This is a genomic window from Flavobacterium luteolum (assembly GCF_027111275.1).
In the GTDB taxonomy this organism is placed as follows: domain Bacteria; phylum Bacteroidota; class Bacteroidia; order Flavobacteriales; family Flavobacteriaceae; genus Flavobacterium; species Flavobacterium luteolum.
Genome location: NZ_CP114286.1, coordinates 2,167,089 through 2,184,015 on the forward strand (window position 1 = coordinate 2,167,089; position 16,927 = coordinate 2,184,015).

Annotated in this window: 21 protein-coding genes; all 21 read right to left on the reverse strand. The window is 34.0% G+C overall.

What is annotated here, in order from left to right:
- Positions 1 to 83: 83 nt before the first annotated feature.
- Positions 84 to 869, reverse strand: a complete 786-nt coding sequence (locus tag OZP10_RS09330; protein ID WP_281634414.1) for a polysaccharide deacetylase family protein — start codon at positions 867 to 869, stop codon at positions 84 to 86.
- A complete protein-coding gene (locus tag OZP10_RS09335; RefSeq protein WP_281634415.1) occupies positions 866 to 1,927 on the reverse strand; it encodes a beta-ketoacyl synthase N-terminal-like domain-containing protein in 1,062 nt (353 codons plus the stop codon). Before OZP10_RS09335 ends, OZP10_RS09330 begins: the two co-directional genes overlap by 4 nt.
- Positions 1,927 to 3,126, reverse strand: a complete 1,200-nt coding sequence (locus OZP10_RS09340; RefSeq protein WP_281634416.1) for a beta-ketoacyl-[acyl-carrier-protein] synthase family protein — start codon at positions 3,124 to 3,126, stop codon at positions 1,927 to 1,929. Before OZP10_RS09340 ends, OZP10_RS09335 begins: the two co-directional genes overlap by 1 nt.
- A gap of 138 nt (positions 3,127 to 3,264) precedes the next feature.
- Positions 3,265 to 3,522, reverse strand: coding sequence for a phosphopantetheine-binding protein (locus OZP10_RS09345; RefSeq protein WP_111378796.1), 258 nt, complete (start codon positions 3,520 to 3,522; stop codon positions 3,265 to 3,267).
- A 2-nt stretch (positions 3,523 to 3,524) separates the two neighbouring features.
- Complete coding sequence (locus tag OZP10_RS09350; protein WP_281634417.1) at positions 3,525 to 4,142, reverse strand: 3-oxoacyl-ACP synthase; 618 nt, start codon at positions 4,140 to 4,142, stop codon at positions 3,525 to 3,527.
- Between the two features lie 19 nt (positions 4,143 to 4,161).
- The gene (locus tag OZP10_RS09355; protein WP_281634418.1) at positions 4,162 to 4,845 is read right to left on the reverse strand and encodes a hypothetical protein; all 684 of its coding nucleotides are present in this window, start codon (positions 4,843 to 4,845) and stop codon (positions 4,162 to 4,164) included.
- A 5-nt stretch (positions 4,846 to 4,850) separates the two neighbouring features.
- Positions 4,851 to 5,129 (reverse strand): hypothetical protein, encoded by a 279-nt coding sequence (locus tag OZP10_RS09360; protein WP_281634419.1) that lies wholly within the window; start codon positions 5,127 to 5,129, stop codon positions 4,851 to 4,853.
- Positions 5,126 to 6,265 (reverse strand): beta-ketoacyl-[acyl-carrier-protein] synthase family protein, encoded by a 1,140-nt coding sequence (locus OZP10_RS09365; RefSeq protein ID WP_281634420.1) that lies wholly within the window; start codon positions 6,263 to 6,265, stop codon positions 5,126 to 5,128. Before OZP10_RS09365 ends, OZP10_RS09360 begins: the two co-directional genes overlap by 4 nt.
- Before the next feature lie 100 nt (positions 6,266 to 6,365).
- Positions 6,366 to 6,815, reverse strand: coding sequence for an acyl-CoA thioesterase (locus OZP10_RS09370; protein ID WP_281634421.1), 450 nt, complete (start codon positions 6,813 to 6,815; stop codon positions 6,366 to 6,368).
- The gene (locus OZP10_RS09375; protein WP_281634422.1) at positions 6,790 to 8,073 is read right to left on the reverse strand and encodes an ABC transporter permease; all 1,284 of its coding nucleotides are present in this window, start codon (positions 8,071 to 8,073) and stop codon (positions 6,790 to 6,792) included. Before OZP10_RS09375 ends, OZP10_RS09370 begins: the two co-directional genes overlap by 26 nt.
- On the reverse strand, positions 8,063 to 8,761 hold the full coding sequence (locus tag OZP10_RS09380; protein WP_281634759.1) for an ABC transporter ATP-binding protein: 699 nt from the start codon (positions 8,759 to 8,761) through the stop codon (positions 8,063 to 8,065). The genes OZP10_RS09375 and OZP10_RS09380 overlap by 11 nt, the downstream gene beginning before the upstream one ends.
- Positions 8,762 to 8,824: 63 nt before the next feature.
- Positions 8,825 to 9,823 (reverse strand): BtrH-related acyltransferase DarH, encoded by a 999-nt coding sequence (gene darH / locus OZP10_RS09385; RefSeq protein ID WP_281634423.1) that lies wholly within the window; start codon positions 9,821 to 9,823, stop codon positions 8,825 to 8,827.
- Positions 9,824 to 10,228 carry a flexirubin biosynthesis protein DarG gene (gene DarG, locus OZP10_RS09390; RefSeq protein WP_111423013.1) on the reverse strand — a complete coding sequence of 135 codons (405 nt, stop codon included), beginning with the start codon at positions 10,226 to 10,228 and terminating at the stop codon, positions 9,824 to 9,826.
- Positions 10,229 to 10,550: 322 nt separating this feature from the next.
- Positions 10,551 to 11,018: a hotdog family protein gene (locus OZP10_RS09395; protein WP_281634424.1), complete on the reverse strand. Its 468-nt coding sequence runs from the start codon at positions 11,016 to 11,018 to the stop codon at positions 10,551 to 10,553.
- 9 nt (positions 11,019 to 11,027) lie between these two features.
- Positions 11,028 to 11,456, reverse strand: coding sequence for a hotdog family protein (locus tag OZP10_RS09400; protein ID WP_281634425.1), 429 nt, complete (start codon positions 11,454 to 11,456; stop codon positions 11,028 to 11,030).
- Positions 11,456 to 12,589, reverse strand: a complete 1,134-nt coding sequence (gene darB, locus OZP10_RS09405; RefSeq protein ID WP_281634426.1) for a dialkylresorcinol biosynthesis protein DarB — start codon at positions 12,587 to 12,589, stop codon at positions 11,456 to 11,458. The genes OZP10_RS09400 and darB overlap by 1 nt, the downstream gene beginning before the upstream one ends.
- A gap of 17 nt (positions 12,590 to 12,606) precedes the next feature.
- Positions 12,607 to 13,509, reverse strand: a complete 903-nt coding sequence (locus OZP10_RS09410; RefSeq protein WP_281634427.1) for an NADPH-dependent FMN reductase family protein — start codon at positions 13,507 to 13,509, stop codon at positions 12,607 to 12,609.
- A 137-nt stretch (positions 13,510 to 13,646) separates the two neighbouring features.
- A complete protein-coding gene (locus OZP10_RS09415) occupies positions 13,647 to 14,546 on the reverse strand; it encodes a lysophospholipid acyltransferase family protein (protein ID WP_281634428.1) in 900 nt (299 codons plus the stop codon).
- On the reverse strand, positions 14,547 to 14,801 hold the full coding sequence (locus OZP10_RS09420; protein WP_177211448.1) for an acyl carrier protein: 255 nt from the start codon (positions 14,799 to 14,801) through the stop codon (positions 14,547 to 14,549). It lies immediately after the preceding gene.
- Positions 14,794 to 16,029, reverse strand: a complete 1,236-nt coding sequence (locus tag OZP10_RS09425; protein ID WP_281634429.1) for a beta-ketoacyl-[acyl-carrier-protein] synthase family protein — start codon at positions 16,027 to 16,029, stop codon at positions 14,794 to 14,796. Before OZP10_RS09425 ends, OZP10_RS09420 begins: the two co-directional genes overlap by 8 nt.
- An 86-nt stretch (positions 16,030 to 16,115) precedes the next feature.
- Complete coding sequence (flxB, locus tag OZP10_RS09430) at positions 16,116 to 16,847, reverse strand: flexirubin biosynthesis SDR family reductase FlxB (protein ID WP_281634430.1); 732 nt, start codon at positions 16,845 to 16,847, stop codon at positions 16,116 to 16,118.
- Positions 16,848 to 16,927: the final 80 nt, after the last annotated feature.

Below are 16,927 nucleotides of genomic sequence, written 5' to 3' on the forward strand. Positions count from 1 at the left end.
CTCCCGATAGCTATCGGGATTCACAGATTAAAAGGATTATAAAAATCCGTTTTTATCCGCGTCTTCGCGCAAGCGAATCTGTTTTATCCGCGTTCAATTTCATAAGCATTAAGATTCAAAAGTTCTTCGATCGAAACGACTTGATAATTATTCTGCTGTAAAAATTGCAAAAACTGTTCCAGTACCAAAACAGAATGTTTTCTAGTATCATGCAAAAGTACAATTCCTCCGGGAGAAATATGTTTAATGAGTCGATTGAAAATTAAGTCTTGATTTTTGGTTCCTCCGTCAAGCGAACGAATATTCCAGCCAATCGTTTTATGTCCGGTTACTTTTAAAGCTCTTCTTATCGAAGGAGTTGTAACTCCATAAGGCGGACGAAATAAGTTTATTTTTCTAGAAGTGAATTTTTCCAGAAGTGCATCTGTTTTCTGAATTTCCTCGGTTATTGTTGAAGCATTATAAAAATCAAAAAACTTAGAATGAGAATAAGAATGATTTCCAACTAAATGTCCTTCATCAATCACTTTTTGGAGAATTTCGGGATGCGTTTCAATGTTTTTACCAATACAGAAAAAGGTTGCTTTGGCATTGTATTTTTTCAGAAGATCCAAAACTTCTAAAGTATAAATGCTCGGACCATCATCAAAAGTAAGCGCAATTTTTTTTTCAGTTTCTAACGGATTGCTGCAAAAAGCTTTTACATGATAATTGGAAGAAATGCGTGCAGAACCAAAAGCGTTTATTCCAATCCATAGTAAAGCAATTATAAGAAACCATAATTCATTAATTGCTAGACTTATTTTCAGAAGAAACAATAAAAGCAATAAAAAGATAAAAAACAGCGATATGTTTTTGTGCGTTATCATTTTGACAGCAGCGTAAAACTATGGTTTTTTCCGTTTAATTGATTGTATAATAAAATCGTTTTGGAGCTTGATTTTTCGACAGCATTTACTTTTACAATTTCAGGAATTTTTTGAGTTTTCAAAATTTTAGCAGCCATCCAAAAAGCAAAAGCCGAAGCTGTATCGTATTCTCCGCTCAAATGTTTGTAATATAAAACAGGAGTTTGAGCAAATGCATTATCAGCAAGATTTCTATAATAATTCTCAAAATCGACATTTCCGTCAAAACCTAAAACAAGCGCGTCAAGATCTGAAATTTCTAAATTATTTGATTTTAAGAACGAAACAATTGTTGCTTCAACTTCATTTTCTTCCAAAGTATTTACAATAGCAACATCTAGAAGTTCGGCATAAGTGTTTTCTTTTCTTTCGTTTTCTAAAACAAAAAAACTAGCACCTTCGCCATAAACCGCTCCACTTGTTGAAGAATTTAGAACATCGTACGGAGCAGAATTGTCTGCTTTAATACGACCGTTTAATTTAAAAAGCGAAGTCGTATAATCGCCATTTTCGTCAACACCACCCACTAAAATTGAATTGGCTTCAGCTTCTTCAATCTGCATTTTAGCATCAATAAGAGCCGATTCAAAAGAAACAGCACCATTGACATACGTAAAATTATAACCCTTACATTGCTGTAAAAGTGCAATCTGCGCTCCAACGGTATTGTGAGTAGATTGAATGAAAGAAGTCGGAGTTAAAAACTCTTCGTTATTATCTAAAATACTTTTCAGGAATTTTTCAGAATCTTCGATGCAACCTAAACCAGTTCCAGTAATAATCGCATCGACTTTTTCAATATTGGCATCTTTCATAGCCAAAGCCGAAGCTACTATTCCGTTTTTTACACCTTTTGCCATTCTTCGGCTGGCAGCAGGCGAAATATATTCTTTGTATACTGGCGGAACAATTGCCAGTACATTTTCTTTATGATTTACAATAGCTTCTTCCAAAAAAACAGTATCAAATGTTTTTTGAGTCGAAATACAGCCTACTCCATTTATATATGTCTTCGTCATTAGCTTTTTGAAAATATAAGGGTTGAACAGTTTCCTCCAAAACCAAAAGAATTGGATAAAACGTGCTCGATAGTTTTATTTTTTAAAGTTGTCTGCGGTTTCAAATCAAATTCTTCCATCGGAACTTCAAAATTCAAATTTGGGTAAACCACATTATTCTGAATTGCCAAAACACTATAAACGGCTTCAATCGCAGCTGCAGCCGCTAATGTATGTCCTGTAAAAGGTTTTGTAGAACTGAAATCTGGAACTTTTTCGTTTTCATAAATTCGAAGCAAAGCTCGTCCTTCAGATAAATCGTTATTTGGAGTTGCAGTTCCATGAACATTGATGTAATCAATCTCAGAAGGTTTTAAACCAGAAACGTCAAACGCCTTTTTCATGGCTAAATAAGCGCCTTCTCCATTTTCTGAAGAAGCAGTTTGGTGAAAAGCGTCGTTGGCGTTTCCGTAACCTGAAACTCTTGCCAATACTTTTTTGTTGTGTTTTGCTACAATTTCATCCGATTCTAAAACCAAAAAAGCCGCCGCTTCTCCAAGATTTAATCCTTTTCTGGTATTGTCAAAAGGTTTGTTGTAATCGTCAGATAAAATCATCAAAGTCTTGAATCCGTTGATGGTGAATTTTGCCAAAGCATCGGCTCCGCCCACAATTACGCGATCCAGTTTTCCCGTTTTGATTAATCTCGCACCCAACATAATCGAATTTGCTGCAGAGGAACAAGCCGTAGAAATCGTCGTAACCATCCCTTTTAAACCTAATTCTTCAGCAATTTTTTCGGCAACATCGCCGCCATCATGGCAAGTGATGTATTTGGTCAATTCTGGTTTTTCGAAATAATCGTAATAATGTCTTTCCGTCATGTCCATTCCGCCTACACTTGTGGCCGAAATAAGTCCCGTTCTAAATTCATTTATATCGGTAATGCCAGCATTTTCAACAGCTTGTTTTGCTGCCAAAGTGCCAATCATAGCGGTTCTGGAGAAATTATTATCATCATTTAATTTCAGTTCATCAACAAGATCTTCGTTGGTTTTTTTGATTTCGCCAACTTTGATAACATCTGCATGAACAGTCGAAATATTTTGAATACGAGAAACACCGATTTTGTTTTCGGTCAGCGAAATATAATTTTCCTCAACCGAATTACCAATCGCAGAGATAATTCCCATTCCTGTTATTGCAACACCTCTTGCCATTTTAGATTTTAGATTTATGATTGTAGATTCTTAGAACTTTGTCAAAGTTTCAAACTTTGACAAAGTTGACGGATTTTTAAACATTTAAAATTTTAGATTCAGGATGGAATCTAAAATCTAAAGTCTAAAATCTGAAATCTATTTAGTTCTATTTGCGCTGATATAAGCAGCCATAGTTTCGATAGATTGGAAAATAGATTTTCCTTCTTTCGGATCTACTAATTTAATTCCGTAATCTTTATCTAAAATCACGATCAATTCAAGTGCATCAATCGAGTCTAAACCTAAACCGTCTCCAAACAAAGGATCGTTATCAGCAATATCTTCTACTGCGATATCTTCAAGGTTTAAAGTCGTTATGATTTTATTTTTTAATTCTTCTTTTAATGCTTCCATGATTATTTATTATATAATGTATTGATAGTCTCGTTTGTATATTTTGCATTTTCTTCTGTACTAATTGTACATAAAAAAGCTTTGTAATTATCGTTAAAATATTCTACCCAACCGCACAGAACTACATCTGCTTTATTCGTATTCAGAAGAATATTCGAATAATTCGACATAAATTCGGTGTTAAAGGTGTCAAATATAAAGAAAGAATTTTCACTTTTCAGCTGATGACGGATACTTATTTCGCCCAAACAAATATTTGGCAGCGTATAAACAAAGACCGCCGGACTCGGATAATAGTTTTCTTTGTCTGAAATAGACTCCTGATATTTTACATCGGTATCCAAACTCGACGATTTATTGGCCAAAACCAAAGCGATATTGTTTTCCTGCTCCGTTGAGATAATCGGACTCAAAAGCAATTCTGACCCTAAAAAAGCCAATTTGCTCAAAGCATCCATTTTGAAAAACTTTGGATATTGCATTTCAAAATTACGATATGCTTGTTTAGAGAAATCAGCAAAATCGGTCGGTTCAATTTTGAATACAGAAGTTCCGTTCAAAACAATTTCGTTGTTTTGGATGGTGATGTAGGATTGTATGTAGGTTTTGTTTTGAGTCATTTTTTAATAACGGATTCAATTATGAAGTCCAAAGATGAATAATTTTATTTACTTTCCATTTCCCTGCCTTGTTTTCAATTAAAACAAGAAAACCTCTTCCGCATTTTCCACCACCACATGAAGCACCAGCTGATAAAATTCCTGATTTTTTTGTTTTGTCAAATTGAATTCTGGATATAAAAATAGTTCCAACAGGTATCAAAGAATTACTTTTATCATTTAAGTTCCATTCTTTTTCATGAAGATATTTTGAAGTATTTTCAAAACGGAACTTCTTATTATTCTTAAAAGATTTTAAATCAAATTTAAATTCTTCACCTTCTTTTAAAGTGTCATACGCAAAGTTTGAAAGATCAACTTCTTTAGAAATCATTTCTGTTTCAAAAGAACTAATTTTTCCAACTTGGTCATAGACACCTAATAAGATTCTTTTTTTAATGTTTTTTATGCTGTCTTTATACTGTAAATATTTCTTTAATTCTGCAGCATGTCCTGTTGTATCTACTTTATTTGTTTTAGAATTAAATAATGGAGGTGGTGGTCCAAGCATCATTCTTCGATCCATATAAATAGAATCTACAATTTCGACAAAAACACTATTTAAAACCTCTTTTTCAAATTCAGATTTAGGCACTTCTTTCTTCTTACATCCAAAAGATGAAAGAAGAACTAAAGTTATAAATATGAATTTTAATAGTTTCATAAATCTTATTGGCATAAATTTTTAAGAGCTCTTTTTAAACTTATTTGAGAAAAAAGAACTGGAACATTCAATTTTTGATTTTCTTTTATCATTGTAAAATAGATGTCTTTTTTATCTAAAATAAATATTCTGCTTGTTTGAAATCTCGGATTAATAGCTAGATAATTTAGGCTATTATAAATTATTACATTTCCAGAATTGAATTTATCAAACCAATTTTCTGAGAAGACCAATTTTCTTCGTTCAATACTTTTTCTAATATTTAAGTTTTTTAAACTTCTCATTTTATTTTTTCAAAAACAACAGCCGTATTACAGCCCCCAAATCCAGAAGCTGTTTTCAGAAAATAATGAATTTTCTTTTCTTCGTTTTTCTCAATCACATTGATCGCTTCACTAACCCCAATTTCATCAAAACCTTTCGATTCAAAAAGTTTATTTTGGTTGGCAGATTCTATCGCAATTACCGTTTCTAATAATCCTGAAGCACCTAATGTATGACCGTAAAACCCTTTTAAACTATTAACGGGAACATTTTGTAAATCTAAACGAGTTAGAGCAATCGCTTCCATTTCGTCATTATAAGGAGTTGCAGTTCCGTGGGCTGAAATATAATCTAATTTGTTCGCTTCAATTTGCGCTTCTTTTAAAGCATTTTGAATACTTCTGAACAAACCTTCTCCCGTTCTTGACGGACCCGAAATATGATTGGCATCGTTTATCGAACTGTCTCCAATAACTTTTATTTTAGCATTTTTAGCTTCCGCCGAAATTAAAACTGCAGCTGTTGCTTCGCCTAAACTTACGCCCGTTCTATTTTTAGAATATGGTTTGCAAGGCTGCTCGCTCATAGCTTGGAATGCATTAAAACCAGACAAAACAAATTCTGAGACTTCGTCGCCTGCCACTACAAAAACATTATCGTAAAGTTCAGATTGAATAATTCTTTTGGCAACAGAAACGGCTAAAATTCCAGAAACGCAAGCATTCGAAACTACAATGGGTTGTGTTTGGAATCCGAAGAAATTGGCAACGTTTTTAGCCAAAACATCTAAATGTGCGCTGTTGAAACTTTCTTCAGAATCATTTGCTAAAGCAGTAACATTTCCTTTTGTGGTAGAAAGTATAAAAGCAGTTTTTGAATTTAGTTCCACTTTAGAGTTTTTGATAATAGGTTCTAAAGCCAAAATCATCATTTTCTCTAGACGGGAATATTTTGTCTCAGTGCTGATTTTTGAAAAAGCACTGTTTATTTTTTCATCAGAAATAATCGAAGCATAAAACGGATTCGGCATCAAAGAAACATCATTATGAAGTTGGATTCCAGAATCACCACGAAGAATGGCGCTGATATTAGATTCAACATCAAAACCTAAAGGCGTGATACAATTCGTTTCTGTAATGTATATTTCTCTTAACATTTTATGATTTTAATTTCGTGAAATTTTTGCTCGCAGATTTGGCAGATTAAGCAGATTCCGATTTTAATTTTTTCTAATTCGTGAATTCGTGGCTAAAACTTTATTTTAATAACCCAACTTTTCGTTTCCATTCCTCATAAAAAGGCGGATTTGTCAGCATTAAATTTCCTGCTGCATCTAAAAAAACCTGAGTGGTTTCGCCTGTGCAGGCCACTTCTCCTTTGTCATCAATAATTTTAAAACGGTAAATCATTTTGGCTGCGGGAGTATCAACAACTGTTGTTTCTATTGTCACCACATCACCATAACGCAAAGACAATTTATGTTCGCAAGTCGATTTTACAATTGGCGTGGTATAACCCGTTTTGGCAATATCCAGATACGTAAGTCCGTGCTGGCGTCCAAACGCTTCTCGTCCATCTTCGAAATACGTAATGTAATTGCCATGCCAAACAATTCCAAGTGGATCAGTTTCGTTAAAACGAATCCTGATTTCGTGCGAAACGGTTAGATCTGTAGCTTCTTTAAACGGCTCTTTTCTTTTTATCATAAAATAATGCGATGGAAGTGGTAATAATGAAAAACAAAAATAATAAACTTATTCTTGGTATGATTTCGACGAAAGAAACGTTTCTAAGTAATACATCGTAAAAAGCCTCTAATCCCCAGTTCATTGGAGATGATTTTGCGATATATTGCATGATTTTCGGCATAGCAAAAACAGGAACCCAAACACCGCCAATTGCCGCTAGAATAATCACACTTGTAGCGCCAAAAGGAGCAGATTGTTCTTGCGTGCTTGCCACAGTTCCTAATAAAATTCCGAAGCCGATTGCTGCAAAACCTGAAAATAATGCGACAACACTTGTCAGCAAGAAATGACCTTCGATGTTTAATGAAGGCAATCCGATGGATGGAAATAAGAAAACGGCAACGGCAACCATCATATAAAACTGAATCATGCAAATGATCGAGTAGGTAATGGTTTTTCCAATAATTACAACCAGATTAGAAACAGGATTGGTTCTTAATCGAACAAAAGTTCCTTGAGATTTTTCTTTAACAATATTGATAGATAACGGAATAACAATAAAAAAGATCGCAAAAAGTGTCCACGCCGGAACATTGTGCTGAACGGAATTGGGACGAACTTCTTTGTTGTTGATTCTTGGAATTATTTCTTTGAAAGTAATAAAGTTCTTTTGTTCAAAATCGATGGTTTCTTCTCCTAATTGTTTTTGAAAAGTGCTGTAAATTGATTTGGTTTCAATCTGCGAAATCATTTTGTCGATTGAACTCATGACAGCATTTTTGAAACTCATCTGAACCGCTGGATCAAAATACAGTTTTACTTCTTTTTCTTTAATAACACGTTGAGGTTCGGCTGCCGTTGTACTGTCCGTCAAACCTAAATTGCTGACAATTTTTTCTACATTCTGATTTACTTTTTCCTGTAAATCGGAACTTAGATTTTCTGGAATTACAATCGCCAGTTGAAATTTTCCTTTGTAGACATTTTCTTTGGCAATTTCTTCAGTGATCGGTTTATTGTCGATTTGGGTTACAACAGTAAAATATTTGCTTTTTTCTAAATTTTCAAAAACGGTTTTCGATACAGATCCTTTGTCTTGATCGACCAAAAGAATCTGAAGTTTAGAATCGGTTACGGCTTTAAAAGTGCTGTCTTGAATTAAGGTTACAGCAATTACTAGAACCAAGGGCATGATAAATAAAATAATCAGTCCGCCTAAATCTCTTTTTAGCAAAAGGAATTCTTTTACTACCGACATCCAAATTTTATATATCATCTCTCAACGCTTTACCGGTTAATGAAATAAAAACATCTTCGAGATTTCGAGCATCTTTTGTAGACCCAATTAATGCCGACGGAGTTGCTTGTGCGTAAATCTGTCCTTGATCTAAAATCGCAATTTGCGAACAGAAATCTTCGGCTTCAGCCAAATGATGAGAAGTATAAATAATAGTCGTTCCGTTTTGATTTAATACTTTCAGATAATCAATTATGGCAGTTTTAGAATGTACATCAACACCAACAGTTGGCTCGTCCAAAAACAAAACTTTTGGATTATGAAGAATTCCTGCAATTAAATTTACACGTCGTTTCATTCCGCCAGAAAAAGTTTGAACTTGTTTGTCGGCAAATTTCAACAAACCTAAAAGATCCAAAGTTTCTATTACTTTATCTTTTAAATCAGATCCTTTTAAACCGTACATGCTTCCAAAATAGAGCAGATTTTCTCTGGCCGTCAAAGTTGGATACAAAGCATATTCTTGAGGAACAACACCTATAATTTTTTTAATTTTTGAAGCATGATGCTGATAGTCTATACCATCAATTGTAAAATGTCCCGAAGTTGGTTTTACCAATCCGCAGAGCATGGAGATTAAGGTTGTTTTTCCGGCACCGTTTGGGCCAAGTAAACCAAAAATCTGACCTTCATTTATATTTAGCGAAACGTTGTTCAAAGAATACATTTCTGCATTTTTGTACTTTTTCGAAAGGGATTCTATTTGAATGATAGATTGCAAAATAGTGTTTTAGCTGATCGCTTTTTTTAGTTTTTTGAAAAAGATTTCTTCTCTATTGGCAATGTCCAAAAGTTCATCGGCAATAGTGTTGTAGGCATCTTCTTTGGCACTTCTGTTTTTATAAATACGCGAAGCTTCAACAGCAAAATCACGCCATGAATCTCCAATTTGAGTCATTTCTTTAGAAAGTACCTTCAGTTCTTCGTTACCCAAAATAACCGAAGCTTCCTGTAAAAATGCCGCATAAATAAAACGGAAACCTCCGCCGCCAGTTCCAATTTCTTCTTGCATGCGAACCATTTGCGCCAAGTAATGATTGGCTTTTCTAACGCCATGCTTTTTAGGCCATTTACGAATCTGGCGAGAAACCATTTTGATGCCGCGAACACCAACAATTGGCATTGGCGCTAGCATATCTCGGCAGGTATTTTTGATTCCTTTAATGATGGCGCTTTTTAAATCAACATCTTTTGGAATCTGAATCGGATAGTACATTTGTCCGCGAGGTGCAAAAGCTCCTTTGGCAAAACGTACTTTATTCATGTCTTCGTAAGTTAAAGTCGTAACGGTTTCCATAACAGGATCGCTCACTAAATACTCAGTTTCGGTTTTTCCGTAAACGACCAAATTGTGCGCGTTGAAATGAAAACGATATTCGTCTGGAAAATAACTCAGATTGTAAACTCCAACCTGTAATCCGGTTGGAATATTATTTTTTAAATTTTCGTCTAAAGCTTTATTCGCATTTGCTATAGAAGAAAATTTTTGTCTTTTTATTTTTAAATTTAATCGGTTGGCCACTTTATTGAAAATCTGTCCAGGCAAAGTTCTATAACTGATTGCTGGTGCATGATTGACTTTTATAAAAGGGAGATATACAAAAAACAATCCTGAGCCAATACCAAAAACCATCGGTTCGCTAATGTTTAGTCCGCTATTTTTTAGCAGATTTGACGCTACTCCATTCTCGCAATGAGCAGACTGATGATGTGTGAAAGTTAATTCCATTTATTTGGTAATGCTGTTTTTTAATTCTTCAATTGATACTCCAAAAGTATCAGCATATTTTTTCAGGATTTTATCGTTTAGTTTGGCAAAAACACTAGGTTTAAAATGTCTTTTTACGCGCCATTTCCAAAACCCGACATAACTTGATAATATGTTAAGATCCATTTTATTGGCTTCCATAAAATACACAATCGGACTTACTTCACCATTTAAAACCTGTTGTTTGGCATCGGCAATTCGTTCGTTTATTTCATCAATAGAATTTGAAAGGGCAATTGTTTTAGGTTCCCAGCCAGTACTTAATGTTGTGGTATAATTGCCATTTTCATCTGTTGCATACAAAAGCTCTTTTACATTATTCTTAGTTAAGTTGCTTTGATCCTGAGGTACTTGATCTTTTTCCATATTACTAATTTAATTTATTAGAAACATATAATAGAAAACTATACATGTACTAATTATTAAAAATCCAAAATTTACGAAAGCCAGATTACTTTTTTTCTTTACATATAAATAAATCATTTCTACAACTAATCCAAGATAAAAGATTTGTATTGCCATAAAGAGCATAATAAAAAATCCCAAACCAGTATCAAAATGTTTGTGATCGTCTCCATGACAGTGCTTATGACGATCGGTTGTTAAATACCAAAATAAAAAAACTAATATTGTTAATAAGATTAAAATCGCAATCCTGCTAACTAAATGTAAAATGATTTTTTTTGAATTATTCAACCGAAACTGTTTTCTGAATAAATAAATTAATTTCGCATTCTAAGAGTATCTGGTCTTCCAATAAGCTTTTGCAGCTCATTGTGCATAAAGTATAATCGTCGCCCACAAATTTAGAAACCAGATTGGCTTTTGTTATGATCGTATCGCCAACTTTTGGCAATGCATGAACTTTTACACTTTTTAAAGCGCTGATGAATCCAATTACATTTACGTTTTCATTTTCGATTCCGTTGTCGTCAAAAAAGTATTTTTTTCCAACGATTGCAGAACAAGTCTGTGCCGTATTTTCGATTAATCCCGCTTCGATAAAAACATTATTCTGAATAAAAATATTGTCTTCTTTTATCAAAAATATGGTTTCTACAAAGTTGGCATCTATATCCAAAATCAAATCCACCATAAGCATTGGAGCTCGGTGCGGTAAATAATTTTGTATGTCAACAGCAGAAGTAGTTTTCATCGATTGTTTTTATTTTGCCAAAACGGTTTTCATTTGTCCTCTGGCAATCTCTTCATTATTTAACTTCGTAACAATATCTACCAAAGTAATTCCGGCAAATTCCTGCAGAATCGTAACTTCAGATTGAATGTTATCGCTAAGCTTTGGAAGTTTCTTAATTTCAATTTCTTTAATAGAACCAATATAGCCCGTTGGAGCAATTTCGTTTTTCAAAAAATATTGATATCCAGTATGCAATGCCACAGACTGCGCCATATGTTCTATTAATCCAGCTTCAAGAAAAATATCGTTTGATACAAAAATATTGTCGCGCTGAATTTCTAAACCCGAAACCAAAGAAGTTTCAGAATAAGAATGCATAGCGTCTACCATCACAAAAGGAAACTTTTGAGGCAGTAAATTTTCGACCATTTCTTTTTCTAAAAGCATTGTTTCCATTAACAAACAGTTAAATAGGCATATGCGAAAGAGAATCTTCCGCTTTCTGGAACAGATAATAAAATTTTATCTCCTTTTTTCAAATTTCCTGAACTCATCAATTCTTCAAGAGCCAAGTAAATAGAGGCAGAGCCAACATTTCCAACTCTAGAAAGATTCATGAACCATTTGTCATCGCTCATTCCGATACCTTTTTCATTTAATCCTTTTTTCAATCCTTCAACAAAAAAGTTAGAAGAAACGTGAGGAATAAAATAAGTAATATCTTCCGATTTAATATTGTTTTTATCCATGGCGTCTTTCATGCTTTGGGCACCTTTTGACAGGATAAATTCGTCTAATAATTTAACATCTTGTTTGATTGAAAAAACAGATTCGTTCAACCATTGTTCTGGAGAATAATCGCTCCAGCCTTTAATTTCGCCGTTTTCCAATTTATCTCCTCCGGCATACATACAGGTTTCTAATTCGTACGCATACGAAAAAGCTTCCATCCATTCGATTTTTAGCGAAATTGGCCCTCTTGGTTTGTTTTCTAATAAGAAAGCACCGGCACCATCTGACAACATCCAACGAAGGAAATCTTTTTTGAAAGCAATAATTGGCTGTTCTTCAAGGCTTTTTAAATTATAGGCCTCGTGATTGTATTTTTGAGCATTCAGCCAAGTAGAAACTTTTTCTGATCCTGTGCAGATTGCGTTTTTTGAATTTCCAGATTTTATAGAAAGAAAACCAAATTTAAGAGAGTTCATTCCGGCACAGCAAACTCCTGTTGAAGAGTTCAATTCTACCGATTTATTTTTTAGCAGACCATGAACCATCGCAGCGTGCGAAGGCAGAAAAATGTCGGGAGTTGAGGTTCCGCATGAAAGTACTTCTAAATCTTGAGGCGTAAAATTTTCGTCGAATAATGGTAAAATGGCATTTTTGGTTAATTCGGCATTGCTGTGAGTACTTTTTCCTTCTTTGTCAACAGCGTAATATCGGCTTGTAATTTTATTATTGCGCAAAATAATGCGTCTTGCTTTAGAAGCAGTATCATTGATAAGGCCCAAGTAGGCTTCCATTTCATCATTTGAAACGGCTTCGTTTGGCAAATATTTTGCAGCTTTTGTAATATATACTTCAAACATAATTTAAATTTCGTCTTCTAAACTCCCTGATAATATTGAGTTTCCTTTTTTATAGATTTTAACTTAAGCGGATAGGTAATAAGGTGCAATATATACACTATTGGTGAGATTAACCATATCGCAAGGAATAAATAAACATTAAATACTTTAAGCAGCTGTTTTCGGTTTTTTTGATTTTTATAAATGATATTTGACCATTTATTAAAAATTTTATTGGCCGTTTTGTCAACCGTTACCAGATATGAACTTATTTTTACAGCGCCAGCATCAACTAATTTGGGCTGTAATTGCGCTAAATTATTTTGCTGTAAAGAATCAAGCATGATTTCTCCAAACTGACTCGATTCTTGTATGTCTTTTTCTGAAACTCCAGGAAGCGGAAAAATCCCTAAATATTTTTTCTTAACCCCAGAGAACATCCATTCTACAATTGTTATAACGCTGATTAAATTTCCAACGCGGTCTACCAAAGCTACGTTTCCAACCAAATTGGCATTGGCTTTTCTCAGCAAAACTTTGATTTTTTCCTGAGCCATAATCCACATGTTTCTCGAACCGCTGATGGTAATAACAGGCGTATTGTTCAAAATTTTCTTAGCATCTTCGCTTTTCAAAAATGAATTGATCGGAATGGAAGGCGATAAATACCAAACTTGATAATGAAATAAAACCAAGTCAAATTTTGTATTTAAAATTTCTTCTGGAACTGGTTTTAATGCGGTCGGAATCTGTAAAAATGATTCTGGAAATGCATCAAAAAACGAATCTTTGTTCCAAGGAAATGGAAAGGGTTTTTCTAATTGTATTTCGTGAAAAGTAACATTTATTTCATCTGAATTTAGGAATGGTTTTGCAATATTTCTTGCAATAGATTCCAACTGTCCAGATTGCGTATAATAAATTACGAGAACATTTTTCATTTAGGTTTTTTGGCTTTGGTGGTCAGCAAAAATAAGTAAATTTATTTAAACGAATTTTCTTATTCCTGCGAATGGCCTAGAATTCCTAAATTTTTGATTTATTCAAAAAAAATGAAGTTAAAAGAGTTTATTCGGTGTTATTTTGGCAATGAATCTTTGTTTTCTAACTGCTTCCAAAAATCAAAATAATTGAACCATTGTAATGGATAACGATTCAAGATGCTTTCTACGCTTTTTACATATTCTTTCAAAAGCGCTTTTTCGTCTCGATGTTTTACTTCGGCTTCTCTTGCATACAAATGATAATGAAGATTTGGCTCTTTCATTACATAAACAAAAACTACTGGAACTTTTAATCTTGAAGCAATTAAAAACGGACCTGCAGGAAAATTGGCTTCTTTGCCCAAGAGGTTTTCAGAAAGCGATTTTGTTCCTTCAAAATAACGATCGCCTGTAAAACAGATTAATTCGTTTTTGGCCAAAGCGGCATTGATCTCAAAAATATGAGAGAGGTCTTCCTTGATAATAATAAACTTTACAGTTGGTTTTTTAGAAACGCTTTCAAGATAATTCTTGATAGCAGAATGTTCTAAATCTGTTGTAACAAGATTGATTTGGAAATTAAGATCAATATCACCCAAAAAATGTTCGGCAATTTCAAAATTACCAACATGTGCACTAATAAGAACGCCACCTTTTTTCTCGGCAAGTAATTTTTTTAGTGTTTCTATTCCGTCAAATTCATAAGTAAATTTGTTTCGCATTCCTGCTGAAATAGAAACTTTATCAATAATGGTCTGTCCAAAAGTATAGTAGCTTTTGAAAACCATTTTTTTGGATTTGAAATAGGAGTATTGAAGTCTTTCTTTAAAATAATAGAAAATGGCTTTGTTGCTTTTTCTTAGAAATAAAAAATAATAAGAAGCAACAAAATAAAGTAAGACATAAGCAGCTTTTACACCCGCTTTTTGAATTAAAAAAACGAATATTTTATAACCTAAAACAGTTCCTTTGGATTTACCATCCCATTGACTCATTTAAGCTGATTTGGCTTTTATTTTAGTCTCGATTAAGTCATAAAAACTTTGAAAATCAGAAATTCCAACAAAATCTGCTTCCACTAGTTTTACACCAAAGTTTGCCTCTATTGAAACGACTAAATCAACATAATCCAGACTGTCTAACCCAAGTGTATCTTTTAAATTAGCATTTGGTTCAATGTCGTCACTATCAACTTCAAATTCATCAACTAAAAAACCATTAATTTTTGCTATAATCTCTTCTTTATTCATTGTTCAATTTAAACTTTTTAACCACCAACGCAGAGTTGGTTCCTCCGAAACCGAAAGAATTGGACAAAAATATGTCAAATTTTTTGTTTAACGTAGTTTTAACTAAATTTAATTTTGACGCATCTTCATCTGGAGTTTCCAAATTGATGTTTGGCGCGATAAAATCGTGCTGCATCATTAAGATAGAATAAATGATTTCGCTGGCTCCAGCCATCCAGCATTCGTGGCCAGTCATTGATTTTGTAGAACTTACTGGAGGATTTTTTTCTCCAAAAACTTCAAAAATAGCTTTGGCTTCATTAGCATCTCCAACAGGTGTTGAGGTTGCATGAGCATTTATATATTCAATATCTGAAGCTTCTAATTTTGCATCGTCAAGTGCGCGTTTCATTGCTGTTGCTGGCCCTTCTACGTTTGGTGTTGAGATGTGTCCGCCATTTGATGAAAATCCGTAACCGCCAATTTCTGCAATGATATTGGCACCACGCGCAATGGCAGATTCGTAACTTTCTAAAATTAAAGTTGCACCACCGCCACTCGGAATTAAACCGTCACGACCAATATCAAAAGGTCTTGAAGCTTTTGTAGGATCGCCTTCTCTGTTAGAAAAAACACCTAATCCGTCAAAACTGCTCATGGCATATTTATTAATTTCCTGAGCGCCGCCAGTAATTACAATATCTTGGAAACCGCTTTTAATTAAAAAATAAGCCAAACCAATAGAGTGAGATCCGCTGGCGCAAGCTGCACTAACTGTAAGATTGATTCCGCGCAGTTTAAAAATCGTAGAAAGATTCATCGTTACCGTAGAATTCATCGACTTAAAAATAGCACCAGAACCAATAAGTGCAGTGTCTTTTTTCTCGCGTACAATATCTGTCGCGTCAATGATAGCTTTAGAAACGCTGTCGTTTCCGTACATAATGCCTACTTCGTGTTCATCAAAAAAGGCATCATCAATGTTAGCATTTTTTAATGCTTCTATAGTAGCCATATAAGCATACTCGGTTTCTTCACCGATGCTCATACGTTGTCTTCGCGTCAATAAATTTTTAAGATCGGCTTTCGGAACCATCCCTGTTAAGGCCGACTGGAAACCAAATTCTTTACGTTCAGAATCAAACTGAATACCAGATTTTCCTTCGTATAACGAATTTTTTACTTCGTCTAAAGAAGTTCCGATACAAGAATAAATTCCCATTCCAGTAATTACAACTCGTCTATTCATCGTCTTTCAAAAGTAATTTTTTATCCTTAAAGTGTAATTTTCTATGTTTAAAAATCCTTAAAATAATCTCGCAAACATAGTATTCTTTAAGAATATATTCCGCCGTTAATATTGATAATTTCTCCTGTAATATAGCTTGCTTTTTTAGAAATCAAAAAGCTTACCAAATCTGCTACTTCTTCGGCTTCGCCAAAACGGTTAACCGGAATAAGTTTTAGTAATTCTTTTTCGTCCAATTCGCTCGTCATGTCAGTTCTAATGAAACCTGGAGCGACAGCATTTACAGTAATATTTCTTTTGGCAACTTCTTGAGCCAAAGCTTTGGTCGCTGCTACAATTGCGCCTTTTGCAGCCGAATAATTGGTTTGTCCTGCAGTTCCTTTTACTCCAGAAACAGAAACCATATTTACGATTCGACCATATTTGTTGCGTAACATTTTTTGAATAAAAAATTGTGTAACATTAAAGAAGCCGTTTACGCTTGTATTCATAACGCCATTCCAGTCTTCTGGTGTCATCCACATAAAAAGACCGTCTTTTGTGATTCCGGCATTGTTTACAATTGCCTCAACCAATTTTTCAGGATTTGCTTCCTGCCAAGTAGTTAAAACATTTTGTACGTTTTCAAAATTAGAAACATCAAAACCTAAGATTTCTCCTGTCGCGCCTAATTTTTGTACTTCTTGTAATGTTTCTTCGGCAGCTGTTTTATTCGAATGATAATTAATCAGAATATGATAATCGGATTCTACGGCTAGTTTTTTACAAATCGCACTTCCAATTCCTCTCGAACCGCCTGTTACTAATACACACTTCATTGATGTAGGGTTTATTTTTTATTCGTCATAAATGAAACCGCTTTAATAGAATGCGATTTCATTTATGCAAATGTCTAATT